Genomic DNA, 11,986 nt, shown 5'->3' with positions numbered 1-11,986 from the left:
ACCCGCCACCGCATCCGCCAGGATATTCACGCCGCCAAGGCGGCTCAACAGGAGGTTTCTCAACATGAATAATGAGGATTTGAAGCGCATCGAGGCGGTGCTGGATGAAAAGGTCCGGCCCACCCTGCGGTCCCACGGCGGCGGCATTCAGGTGGACCGCCTGGAGGACGGCGTTTTGCACGTGAAGCTCCAGGGCCAGTGCGCCGGGTGCCCCTCGGCGGACCTGACCACGGAGAACCTGGTGGAGGCGGAGCTGACGGCGGCCCTGCCGGAGCTGGTGCGGCAGGTGGTCGTGGTGCAGAGCGTCAGCGACGAGCTGTGGGAGCAGGCGAAAAAGCTGCTGCGGGACCACCATCTGTAAAAAAACAGGCGCCCCTGCCAGGGGGCGCCTGTTTTTTCGGACCGGGGCGTTTCCCCGCATCTGAAGAATCGCCCGCCGGGAGCGCTCCCGGCGGGCGGCGGCTTATTGCATCAGCTCACAGACCAGGTCTGTGTACCCGGAGGGGTCCTCCAGGGGAAGGCCTGCGATCAGCAGCGCCTGGTCGTACAGCAGCGTGGCGTACTTTTTGGCCTTCTCCGGGTCCTCCGCCACGGCGGTCTCCAGGGCCTGGAAGGCGGGGTGGTCCACGTTCAGCTCCAGAATCCGCTCCGCCTTGATGGCGGAATCCGGCTGGACGGACTGGAAATACTTCTCCATCTCGAAACTGAGGCCCTCCCCGGCGGTGAGGCACACGGGGTGGGACTTCAGCCGGGCGGAGGCCTTGACCTCCTTGACGGCCTCGCCCAGGGTCTCCTTCACAAAGTCGAAGGCGGCCCTGTGGGCGCCGGCGGCCTCCTCGGCCTTCTTCTCCGCGCCCTCCTCGATCTCCTGATCCAGCACGGAGCGGAACTCCTTGTCCTGATAGGTGCGGAGCACCTGGGCGCAGAATTCGTCCACCTCCTCGGTGAAGTAGAGAATCTCCGTGCCGCTGTCTTTCAAGAGCTCCGTCTGGGGCAGCTTGTCGATCTTGTCCAGGCTCTCGCCGGCGGCGAAGTAGAGGTACTTCTGCCCCTCTTTCATCCGGCCCACGTACTCCGCCAGGGTGACGGGCTTCTTCTCCGTGGAGGAGTAGAACAGCAGCAGGTCGGAGAGCAGGTCCTTGTGGGCGCCGTATTCGCCCACCACGCCGTATTTCAGCTGGCGGCCGAAGTTCTTCCAGAAGGTCTCGTAGCCCTCCCGGTCGTCCTTCAGCAGCTTGGCCAGCTCACTTTTGATCTTCTTCTCCAGGTTGGCAGCGATGACCTTGAGCTGGCGGTCGTGCTGCAAGAGCTCCCGGGAGATGTTCAGGCTCAGGTCCGGGGAGTCCACCACGCCTCGGACGAAGCGGAAGTGCTCCGGCAGCAGGTCGGCGCACTTGTCCATGATGAGCACGCCGTTGGAGTAGAGCTGGAGGCCCTTCTCATACTCCTTGGTATAGTAGTCGAAGGGGGTGGCGCCGGGGATGAACAGCAGCGCCTTGTAGGTGACGGCGCCCTCTGCGGACACAGCGATGACCCGCTGGGGGTCGGCGTAGTCGTGGAACTTGTCCCGGTAGAACTTGTTGTACTCCTCCGGCTTCACGCTGGACTTGCGCCGCTGCCAGATGGGCACCATGGAGTTCAGGGTCTCCACCTCCTGGTAGGTCTCGTACTCCGGTTTGTCCTCGGGGGAGTCCGCCTTTTTCCGGGTTTTGCTGACCTCCATGCGGATGGGGAAGCGGATATAGTCGGAGTACTTCCGCACCAGCTCCTGGAGGCGCCAGGACTCCAGGAATTCGCCGTACTTCTCGTCGTCGGTGTCGGGCTTGAGGTGCATCACGATGTCGGTGCCCACGCTCTCCCGCTCACACTCGGTGACGGTGTAGCCGTCGGCCCCGGCGGACTGCCACATCCAGGCGGTGTCGCTGCCGAACTTCCGCGTCACCACGGTGATGTGGTCCGCCACCATGAACGCGGAGTAGAAGCCCACGCCGAACTGGCCGATGACGTCGGTGTCCTTGGCGTCGTCGCCCACCTCCTGCTTGAACTTGTAGGAGCCGGAGGAGGCGATGACGCCCAGGTTGTTCTCCAGGTCCTCCTTGTCCATGCCGATGCCGTTGTCGCTGACGGTGAGGGTCCGGTGCTCCTGATCCACCGTCAGCTCGATTTTGAAGTCCTTGCGGCCCAGGCCCACGGAGTCGTCCGTCAGCGCCCGGTAGCACAGCTTGTCGCAGGCGTCGCTGGCGTTGGAGATGATCTCCCGCAGGAAGATCTCCTTGTGGGTATAGATGGAGTTGATCATCAGGTCCAGCAGGCGCTTGGATTCGGCTTTGAATTGCTTCTTCGCCATGATAAACACATCCTTCTTTTGATTTTTATCCAAACAGACAATATAGCATAAGGCCTTGGAAAAATAAATGACCATTTTGTAAATTTCCGCGCCAAACGGTTGTCTGGCGGCGGCTTTGCGAGTAGAATACAAAAAGAAGCGCGGGCGTCCGCCACAGAAAAAGGAGTTTGCACATGGGTGTTTTTCAGAGGATTCGCAATGGACTGATCCGGTTCATGTACGGCCGCAACGGCACGGACCAGCTGAATATGGCGCTGCTGTGGGGGTACATCGGCATCTGCATCGCCCGGATGCTCTTTTCCGCCGCGTTCCATCTGGAGGCGCCGGCGGCGGTGTGCGACGTGCTGCTGTGGGCGCTGATGGTTCTCATTTTCTTCCGCATGTTCTCCAAAAACCTGCCCAAGCGGCGGGAGGAGAACCAGAAGTGGGTGAACTGGGTCTGGGGGATGAAAAACAGCCGCGCCGGCGCCAAGGCCCGCCGGGCCGACAAGGACCACAAGTACTTCACCTGCAAGAGCTGCAAAACCATCTGCCGGGTGCCGGTGGGCAAGGGGAAGGTGGTCATCACCTGTCCCAAGTGCGGCGCCAAAATCCACGGAAAGACCTGACAGAGGGGCTGCCGCCCAGGCGGCGGCCCTTCCTTATTATAATGTAAGAGAGACCGCATCGGGAGGGAGAGCCCATGGCGCAGATCCGCTTTGCCGGGGAGGAGGACGTCCCGGCCCTGCTGGCCATTTACGGCCGGTATATCGCAACCTCCATCACCTTTGAATACGAGCTGCCCACGGCGGAGGCGTTTGCCCGCCGGGTCCGGGACATCTCCGCCTTTTACCCCTATCTGGTGTGGGAGGAGGACGGCCGGATTCTGGGCTACGCCTACGCCCACCGCCAGGCGGAGCGGGCGGCCTACCAGTGGAACGCGGAGCTGTCCGTCTACCTGGACCCCTCCGCCGCCGGAAGGGGGCTGGGGCGGCGGCTGTACGGGGCGCTGCTGGCGCTGCTGCGCCTCCAGGGGGTGCGGACGGCCTACGCCCTGGTGACCTCCCCCAATCCCCGGAGCGAGGCGCTGCACCAGGCCCTGGGCTTTCGCCGGATGGGCGTCCAGCGCTCCACCGGCTATAAGGACGGGGCCTGGCGGGACGTGACGTGGTTTGAGAAGGCCATCGGGGCCTACGATGACGCGCCCCGGCCGCCCCGGCCCGTGGGGGAGCTGCCGCCGGAGGCGGTGGCGGCGGTACTGGCAAAGGTGTGAGAGAAAACGGGAGGGGCCGGTGGGCTCCTCCCGTTTTGCGCGGTTCAAAGGGCGGTGGGTCAGCCCTTGCACACGGGCACAATCCAGCCCTTGGTGTCGGGAATTCTGCCCCACTGCATGCCGGTCATGGTGTCGTAGAGCCGCTGGGTGACGGGGCCAATCTCGCCCCCGCCGATGAAGACCTTGTCGCCCTTCCAGTCCAGCTCCTTCACGGGGGAGACCACGGCGGCGGTGCCGGTGCCGAAGACCTCCTCCAGCGTGCCGTCGTGGCCGGCCTTCATGATGTCCTCGATGGCCACGCGGGTCTCCTCCACCTCGTAGCCCCACTCCTTCAACAGCTCGATGCAGCTGCGGCGGGTGACGCCGGGCAGCACGGTGCCGGTGCAGGGGGCGGTGTAGATCTTGCCGGCGATCTTGAACATGATGTTCATGCTGCCGACCTCTTCCACGTACTTCTTCTCCACGCCGTCCAGCCACAGCACCTGGGCGAAGCCCTGCTCCTCGGCCAGCTCCCCGGCCTTGATGGAGGCGGCGTAGTTGCCGCCGCACTTGGTGTAGCCGGTGAGGCCGGGGGCGGCGCGGATATAGTCGTCCTCCACGTAGATTTTCACGGGGTTGATGCCCTCGGCGTAGTAGGCGCCGGAGGGGGCACAGATGATGGCGAAGACATACTCATGGCTGGCGTGGACGCCCAGGCCCACGTCGGAGGCGAAGACGAAGGGGCGGATATACAGGGAGGTGCCCTCCTCGTGGGGGACCCAGTCCTTCTCCACCTCCACCAGCGCCTTCACCGCCTGGAGGAAGTCCTCGGTGGGGATGGGGGGGATGCACAGCCGGTCGGAGGAGTCCTGAAGGCGCTGGGCGTTGCAGTCGGGACGGAAGAGCTGGATGGTGCCCTCCGCGCTGCGGTAGGCCTTCATGCCCTCAAAGACCTCCTGGGCGTAGTGCAGCACCACGCAGGCGGGGTCCATCTGGAAGGGCTGGTAGGGGACGATGCGGGCGTCGTGCCAGCCCTGGCCCTTGGTGTAGTTCATGACGAACATGTGGTCGGAGAACAGCTTGCCGAAGCCCAGCTGGCTCTCGTCGGCGGGCTTCGCCTTGGGGGTGGTGGTTTTGGTGATCTGGATATTCAACATGTCAATACGCTCCCTTTACTTTGTTGTAATTGAAGTTTGTGCAGACCTCAATAAAAAAGACCTCCGCCGCGCCTGCGCATTTGCAGGAGAGGCGAAAGTCAAACTTCCGTGGTACCACTCTCATTGCCGCCGGTGGGGCGGCCCCTTGTCGGCCCCGGTATCGGGGGGCGGCCGGCGGGGCGTACTGGGGGAGAAGCTCCCGGTTCCGTCCGCTGCTCCCGGGTGAGGCCGGCGAAAGCGTCCCCGCTGCCTTTCACCAAAGCGGCAGCTCTCTAAAGAGGCGTGTTTCCGCGGCATGTCCCGTTCATCACATTTGGAATATTTGCCGATTTAGTTATCTTTATACGCCGTTGGCGGACGAAAGTCAATCGGTAAAATGCACAGAATCCCCCCTCCGCGGGGAAAGAGCGGCGGCGGCGCGGCAATTCTCACCGCGCCGCCGCCGGATTTGACGGACAGGCGCTCACCGGATGCAGGCCATGCCCCGGCGGAAGGCCTCGATATTCAGGGGCACCAGCTTGGCCTTGGCGCCGGTGAACATCTCCTGGATCATGGTTTCGATGGTCTCGGCCTTCAAAATCCCGGTGGCGGCCACGTAGGCCCCCAGCATGACCATGTTGCCCACCTTGGGGTTGCCCACCTCCTCGGCGATCTGGGAGCAGGGGATGTAGTAGGCGGCCAAATCCCCCCGGGACACCTGGTCGCTGACCACGTCGCTGTTGACGAAGACGGCGCCGCCGGACTGGACCCCCGCCTCAAACTTCTCCAGGGAGGGGGCATTCATGGCGATGAGCTCCGTGGGGTGGGCGAAGACGGGGGAGCCCACCGGCTTGTCGGAGAGGACCACGGAGCAGTTGGCGGTGCCGCCCCGCATCTCCGGGCCGTAGGAGGGGGCCCAGGTGACGTTCATGCCCTCGGCCATGCCGGCCTCCGCCAAATTTTTGCCGATGGCCAGGCCGCCCTGGCCGCCGAAGCCGGAAATGATGATCTCTTTTTTCATCTTACTTCACCTCCGCGCCGGTGTCCTTGATGACCCCCAGGGGATAGTAGGGGATCATGTTCTCCTTCAGCCACTCCACGGCCTTCAGGGGCGTCATGCCCCAGTTGGTGGGACAGGTGGACAGCACCTCCACAAAGGTGAAGCCCTCCCGGGCCATCTGCTTTTCAAAGGCCTTCTTGATGGCCCGCTTGGCCTTGTTGATGTTGCCGATGTCGGTGACGCAGACCCGCTCGGCGTAGACGCAGCCGTCCAGGGTGGAGAGCATCTCCGCCACGCGGATGGGCATGCCCGCCTGCTCCACGGTGCGGCCGGACTGGCAGGTGGTGGCCCGCTGGCCGATGAGGGTGGTGGGGGCCATCTGGCCGCCGGTCATACCGTAGATGGCGTTGTTGATGAAGATGGTGGTGAACTTCTCCCCCCGCATGGCGGCGTGGACGATCTCCGCCGCGCCGATGGACGCCAGGTCGCCGTCGCCCTGATAGGTGAACACCGCCTGGTCCGGGTGGGTGCGCTTGATGCCCGTGGCCACGGCGGGGGCCCGGCCGTGGGCGGCCTCCAGCATGTCGCAGCTGAAGTAGTTGTAGGCGAACACGGAGCAGCCCACGGGGCACACGCCGATGGCGCCGTCCAGCAGACCCAGCTCCACCAGAGACTCCGCCACCAGCTTGTGGATGATGCCGTGGTTGCAGCCGGGGCAGTAGTGGAGCTCGTTGTCGGTCAGCCCAGGGGACTTCTGATATACCATCGCCATGTCACTTGACCTCCTTCAAGGCCTTTTGGGCCGATTCCACCATTTCCTCCACCGTGGGCATCACGCCGCCGGCGTGGCCCAGGTAGTGAATGGGCTTCTGCCCCTCCACCGCCAGGCGGACGTCGTCCAGCATCTGGCCGGAGGAGCTCATCTCCACGTCCAAAAACGCCTTCACGTGGTCCCGGGCGGCCAGGTCGTGGAGGGCCTTCTCCGGGAAGGGCCACAGAGTGATGGGGCGGAACAGGCCCACCTTCAGCCCGGCGGCCTGGAGGGTCTCCAGGGCGGTGAGGGCGATGCGGGCGGGGGTGCCGTAGGCGGTGATGATGATCTCCGCGTCCTCGCAGCCAACCTCCTCCCAGCGGGTCTCGTTTTTGGCGATCTCCGCGTACTTCTCGTCCAGGTGGCGGTTGTGGTCGTCACAGTCCTCCGGGGCCATGTACAGGGAGTTGATGACGTTGTGGTGGCTTCGTCCATAGCGGCCGCAGGCGGCCCAGTCCTTGGGCGGCAGCGTGCGCTTGGGCACGGGGCGCCACTCGATGGGCTCCATCATCTGGCCGATGAGGCCGTCGCACACCACCATGACGGGGTTGCGGTACTGATCCGCGATGTCGAAGGCCTCCTGCATGAAGTCCACGGTCTCCTGCACGTTGGAGGGGGCCAGCACCAGCGTCCGGTAGTCGCCGTTGCCGCCGCCCCGGGTGGCCTGGAAGTAGTCGCCCTGGCTGGGCTGGATGGTGCCCAGGCCCGGGCCGCCCCGCATGCAGTTGACGATGACGCAGGGCACCTCGGCCCCCGCCAGGTATGTAATGCCCTCCTGCTTGAGGCTGATGCCGGGGGAGGAGGAGGAGGTCATGGCCCGCTTGCCGGCGCCGGCGGCGCCGTACACCATGTTGATGGCGGCCACCTCCGACTCGGACTGGACGAATACGCCGCCGGCCTTGGGCAGGTGGACGGACATGTACTCGGGCACCTCGCTCTGAGGCGTGATGGGATAGCCGAAGAAACAGTCGCAGCCGGCCCGGATGGCGGCCTCGGCGATGGCTTCATTGCCTTTCCAAAGTTCCTTTTCCACGGATAACGACCTCCTTTTTCAGAATTTTTCCACGGTGATGATGGAATCGGGGCAGATTTTGGCGCAGCTGGCACAGGCGATGCACTGGCTGATGTCGGTGATGGCGGCAGGGTGGTAGCCCTTGCGGTTGATCACGGCTTTGTCGATGGCCACGATGTGCTTGGGGCACACGGTGGTGCACAGCTCGCATCCCTTGCAGCGGTCGGAATCAAACGTCACTTTCGCGCTCATGATGGATGGTCCTCCTTCCCCTTCCGCCGCGGTCATTCCCACGGCTTTTTCATGCGGATGGTGATTGGAAACACAGGCTCCGCCAGCTCCGGCAGGCCACCGGCAAGCCGCGCCTCCGCCACGTGGCAGAGGACGGGGATGCCGGTCTCGGCGGACACGGCGGCGGCCAGGACGGCGCCCTTGCGGATGTCGGCGCCGGTGGTCTCTTGGCACAGGTGGGTGTTGTTGACAAGGCCGGTGCAGGTGAGGCCGGTGGCCTGCTCAATGCCCCGCAGATAGGTCACGGCGTCCGCCGCCTGGCGGACCTCCGGCCGGTTGGCGTTGAGCACGCAGATCAGCTGGTGGTCCTCCGCCTGGATCTGGGGGCGAAACCGGGCCAGCACCCGGGCGCCCACCGGGTCGCCGCCGATGTCCAGCACACCCGTCACCGTCCGGTCCTCCAGGATGGTCAGGAGCTCCGCCGGCAGGGCGGGCACGTCGGCGTCGGAGCAGGCCTGGGAGGAGGAGATCAGGCGGACCCCCGCCCCCTCCAGCAGCGGCCGCCGCTCCCGGGAGCGGAAGTAGGGGTTGACGATGTCCAGGTCCGCCAGCATGACCCGGCGGCCCTCCGCCGCCAGGGCCAGGGCCAGGTTCACGGCGAATTCCGTCTTGCCGGTGCCGTAGTGGCCGGTGATGATGGAGAGGCGGTGGGAGCAGATGGTGGAAGCGGTCAAGAAAAAAGCCTCCCTCCCTAAAATTTTCTTGTTGTATTATTTCTGTATCTGTTGTATGATGTCATTGTACACCAGGCCACATCGGATGTCAAGGGGGAGGCTTGGGAGTTTTGACGAAAGAAACTGTGATAAAATAAGGTATCAAACATTTCCGATGGAGGGATGGACATGGCGGAGCCGAGAAAGACCAAGCTGTCGGAGCAGACCTCCGACCGGCTGTACGAGCTGATTGTGGAGGAGCAGCGGTATGCCCCGGGCAGCAAGCTGCCCAACGAAAACGAGCTCAGCGAGGCGCTGCGGGTCAGCCGCACCACGTTGCGGGAGGCCATCTCCTTTCTGGTTGCCCAGGGGGTGCTGGAGATCCGGCGGGGGAAGGGGACCTTCGTCTCCGAGAGCCTGCCGGCGTCGGGGCTGGATTTGACCAGCCTTGCCAGCATGCGCTCCCGGGTCCGGGCCAAGGACCTCTTTGAGATGCGGCTGATTTTCGAGCCCGCCACCGTGGCCCTGGCCTGCCAGCGGGGGACGGACGAGGAGCTGCAGCAGATTTTGAAGCGGGCCCGGCGGATGGAGCGCATCGCCGCCGAGGGGGGGGACTGGCCGCTGGCGGACCAGGAATTTCACTTCGCTATCATCAAGGCCTCCCACAATGAGTATATGCGGCGGCTGTATCCCATCATCAACAGCGCGGTGAACGAGATCCTCCAGCTCTCCCAGAACCGCCAGCAGATGCAGGACATCGCCCTGTCGGACAACCGGATGATCCTGGAGTTTCTGCTCCAGCGGGACGAGGCGGGCGCCCGCCACGCCATGAGCATCCACATGCGCCACCTGATCCACACCCTCCAGGGCTGAGACCGCGCCCACTGGACAAGCTCACAAAAAGCGGAAGGGAAACTGTGCAATTTGCACAGTGGGGGGCGGGGAGACGCCGGTGAAATCCCTGCAAAAGAGGACAGATGGCCCGGGGACTTTGCCAAAACAGACAATTTTAACCAGCTCATTCACAAATTGTACACAAATTTCATGTTACCCTCTTAACAAACCGGAAAGAACCGTGTATAATAGCACCCATAAGCGAGCGCTATTTTTAACGGGCTGTTTGCGGAAACGGCAGGGATATGAGCGATTGCTTTTCAACAGACGGGATAGGAAACGACTTTATGGAAATGACACTGCAGGCGCGGCTGGAAAAGCTGCTGGATGCCTATTCGTATTACTTCGACATCGAGCGGGATGTGGCCGTCGCCGGGGGGGAGTTTCCCGCCGCAGCGGTCTATCATTTCCGGGAGGAGAATTACGTGGCCACCAAGGCCCACGTGATCTACGCCACGGAGCAGCATGAGTACGTCTTTTTCTGTCTGGCGGAGCACCTGGACGCGGAGACCCTGGGGCGCTGGATCACCCTCTCCCGGGAGGCCGGGATGGCGCGCATTCAGCCCAGCGGCGAGCACATGTTCTCTTATGTGACGCTGGTCATCCTGGCGGACACCATCGACCCGGAGGCGCAGAAGCTCCTGAAACGGACCCGCTTCCGCAAAAACTTTCGGCTGGCACTCCATGGCTGGATGGAGTATCACATAGCGGCAATGGAATGTTCCACGCAGCGCTTCTTTTCCAATCCAGCCGGAAAGGAAGCACGTAAGACCTTGGAGCGGAACTTCGGTCCCGACCCCAAGGCAAAATAAGAAGGGAGAATTGTATGAATTCACTCGTAATCATGCTGGTCAGCGTCGTCGTGCTGGTCTGCGGCTATCTGTTCTACGGCAGATGGCTGGCCAAGCAGTGGGGCGTTGATCCCTCCAAGGAGACCCCCGCGCACACCATGGCCGACGGCAACGACTACTGCGCTGCCAAGGCCCCCGTCCTGCTGGGCCATCACTTCGCCTCCATCGCAGGCGCCGGCCCCATCAACGGACCCATTCAGGCCGCCATCTTCGGCTGGGTTCCCGTCCTTCTGTGGATTCTGATCGGCGGCGTCTTCTTCGGCGCCACCCATGACTTCGCGTCCCTGTTCGCCTCCATCCGGCACGAGGGCAAGTCCATCGGCCACGTCATCGAGGTCAACATCGGCCGCCGGGGCAAGAAGCTGTTCCTGGTCTTCGCCTACCTGACCCTGTTGCTGGTGGTTGCCGCCTTCGGCTCCATCGTGGTGGGCACCTTCGCCTCCGGCGCCGAGGGCACCGAGGCCTTCAGCGTCGCCAACGGCCGCACCGCCATGATCTCCATGCTGTTCATCGTGCTGGCCATCGTCTTCGGCTTCCTGGTCTACCGCCGCAACGCCCCCCTGGGCGTGTCCACCGTGGTGGGCGTGGTCGCCCTGGTGGCCTGCATCGTCATCGGCTACAATGTGCCCATCCACATGGGCGCCGGCTTCTGGAGCATTTTCGTGATGGTGTACATCCTGATCGCCTCCGTCACCCCCGTGTGGATCCTGCTCCAGCCCCGTGACTACCTGAACAGCTTCCTGCTGTACGGCATGCTGGCCCTGGCTGTGATCGGCGTTGTGGTGGCCCACCCCGTGGTGGCTCTGCCCGCCTTCACCGGCTTTGGCGGCATCAAGGGCGACAGCATGCTCTTCCCCGTCCTGTTCATCACCGTGGCCTGCGGCGCCATCTCCGGCTTCCACTCCCTGGTGGGCTCCGGCACTACTGCCAAGCAGCTGGACAATGAGAAGGACGCCATGGCAATCGGTTACGGCGGCATGCTCATCGAGTGTGCCCTGGCCGTGATCTCCCTGATCTGCGTGGGCATCCTGTTCGCCGACGGCGCTATGCCCGCCGGCACCCCCACCGTGGTTTTCGCCACCGGCGTGTCCACCATGCTGCAGGCTGTGGGCCTGCCCTATGACGTCATGTACTCCGTCATCATCCTGTCCGTGTCCGCCTTCTGCCTGACCTCTCTGGATACCGCCACCCGTCTGGCCCGCTACATGCTCCAGGAGTTCTTCGTGGATGAGGGCACCGACCCCGCCACTCTGACCGGCGTCAAGAAGGCCCTGGCCAATCCCTTTGTGGCCACCCTCATCACCGTCATTCTGGGCGGCATCCTGATGACCGGCGGCTACAGCCTGATCTGGCCCCTGTTCGGTGCCGCCAACCAGCTGCTGGCCGCTCTGGCTCTGCTGGCCTGCGCCGCCTGGCTGGGCAACATCGGCAAGAACAACAAGATGTTCTACATCCCCATGGTGTTCATGCTGCTGGCTACCCTGACCTCCCTGGCTATCACCTTCAAGACCAAGATTGCCAGTCTGATGGCCGGCTCTGCCACCGTGGCGGCCGACGTGCTGCAGACCATCTTCTCCGGCGTGCTGTTTGTCCTGGCCATCGTGCTGGTGGTCGAGGGCTTCAAGGCGCTGAGCAACAAGAAGGCTGCCGCCAGCAAGTAAGCATCCTCCCATTCATTCCGGCGGCGGAGTTTTGCCAGTCTCCCCCCGCCATGCAGGACCGCCGCGCAAGCGGCGGTCCTGCTGATTGAAGGGGCTGCG

The 11,986-nt window shown here is 63.6% G+C and carries 13 protein-coding genes; 6 read left to right on the top strand and 7 right to left on the bottom strand.

Annotation, left to right across the window (positions count from 1 at the left end):
* Positions 1-64: 64 nt before the first annotated feature.
* Positions 65-361, top strand: a complete 297-nt coding sequence (locus QZS21_RS10855) for a NifU family protein (RefSeq protein WP_295583276.1) — start codon at positions 65-67, stop codon at positions 359-361.
* Between the two features lie 102 nt (positions 362-463).
* Here the strand turns inward: QZS21_RS10855 and htpG are convergent, their stop codons facing one another.
* Positions 464-2,347: a molecular chaperone HtpG gene (gene htpG / locus QZS21_RS10850; protein ID WP_295583274.1), complete on the bottom strand. Its 1,884-nt coding sequence runs from the start codon at positions 2,345-2,347 to the stop codon at positions 464-466.
* Between the two features lie 173 nt (positions 2,348-2,520).
* Between htpG and QZS21_RS10845 the strand changes: the two genes are divergently transcribed.
* Both QZS21_RS10845 and QZS21_RS10840 read left to right on the top strand, forming a co-directional pair.
* Positions 2,521-2,955, top strand: coding sequence for a hypothetical protein (locus tag QZS21_RS10845; protein WP_295583272.1), 435 nt, complete (start codon positions 2,521-2,523; stop codon positions 2,953-2,955).
* A gap of 74 nt (positions 2,956-3,029) precedes the next feature.
* A complete protein-coding gene (locus tag QZS21_RS10840; RefSeq protein ID WP_295583270.1) occupies positions 3,030-3,599 on the top strand; it encodes a GNAT family N-acetyltransferase in 570 nt (189 codons plus the stop codon).
* A gap of 59 nt (positions 3,600-3,658) precedes the next feature.
* Here QZS21_RS10840 and QZS21_RS10835 read toward each other — a convergent pair whose 3' ends face one another.
* The 6 genes from QZS21_RS10835 to QZS21_RS10810 all read right to left on the bottom strand — a co-directional run bounded on the left by QZS21_RS10835 (position 3,659) and on the right by QZS21_RS10810 (position 8,502).
* Entirely contained in the window at positions 3,659-4,735 is a 1,077-nt protein-coding gene (locus QZS21_RS10835; protein ID WP_295583267.1) for a branched-chain amino acid aminotransferase, read from the bottom strand.
* 463 nt (positions 4,736-5,198) lie between these two features.
* Entirely contained in the window at positions 5,199-5,735 is a 537-nt protein-coding gene (locus QZS21_RS10830; protein ID WP_295583266.1) for a 2-oxoacid:acceptor oxidoreductase family protein, read from the bottom strand.
* A gap of 1 nt (position 5,736) precedes the next feature.
* A complete protein-coding gene (locus QZS21_RS10825; RefSeq protein ID WP_295583263.1) occupies positions 5,737-6,486 on the bottom strand; it encodes a thiamine pyrophosphate-dependent enzyme in 750 nt (249 codons plus the stop codon).
* A 1-nt stretch (position 6,487) separates the two neighbouring features.
* A complete protein-coding gene (locus QZS21_RS10820; protein WP_295583261.1) occupies positions 6,488-7,558 on the bottom strand; it encodes a 3-methyl-2-oxobutanoate dehydrogenase subunit VorB in 1,071 nt (356 codons plus the stop codon).
* Positions 7,559-7,576: 18 nt separating this feature from the next.
* Positions 7,577-7,789, bottom strand: coding sequence for a 4Fe-4S dicluster domain-containing protein (locus QZS21_RS10815; RefSeq protein WP_295583259.1), 213 nt, complete (start codon positions 7,787-7,789; stop codon positions 7,577-7,579).
* 32 nt (positions 7,790-7,821) lie between these two features.
* Entirely contained in the window at positions 7,822-8,502 is a 681-nt protein-coding gene (locus tag QZS21_RS10810) for a hypothetical protein (RefSeq protein ID WP_295583257.1), read from the bottom strand.
* A 168-nt stretch (positions 8,503-8,670) separates the two neighbouring features.
* On the opposite strand from QZS21_RS10810, the gene QZS21_RS10805 reads away from it, so the two are divergent.
* The 3 genes from QZS21_RS10805 (at position 8,671) to QZS21_RS10795 (ending at position 11,887) form a co-directional block, all read left to right on the top strand.
* Positions 8,671-9,354, top strand: coding sequence for a FadR/GntR family transcriptional regulator (locus QZS21_RS10805; protein WP_295583255.1), 684 nt, complete (start codon positions 8,671-8,673; stop codon positions 9,352-9,354).
* A 308-nt stretch (positions 9,355-9,662) separates the two neighbouring features.
* Positions 9,663-10,187, top strand: coding sequence for a hypothetical protein (locus QZS21_RS10800; protein ID WP_295583252.1), 525 nt, complete (start codon positions 9,663-9,665; stop codon positions 10,185-10,187).
* A 14-nt stretch (positions 10,188-10,201) separates the two neighbouring features.
* On the top strand, positions 10,202-11,887 hold the full coding sequence (locus QZS21_RS10795) for a carbon starvation protein A (protein ID WP_295583250.1): 1,686 nt from the start codon (positions 10,202-10,204) through the stop codon (positions 11,885-11,887).
* The last annotated feature ends 99 nt before the right edge of the window (positions 11,888-11,986 follow it).

The organism is uncultured Oscillibacter sp., assembly GCF_900544955.1.
GTDB lineage: Bacteria > Bacillota > Clostridia > Oscillospirales > Oscillospiraceae > Oscillibacter.
Note: the sequence above shows the minus strand (reverse complement) of the source record. Positions and strands in the feature narration are given on the sequence as shown.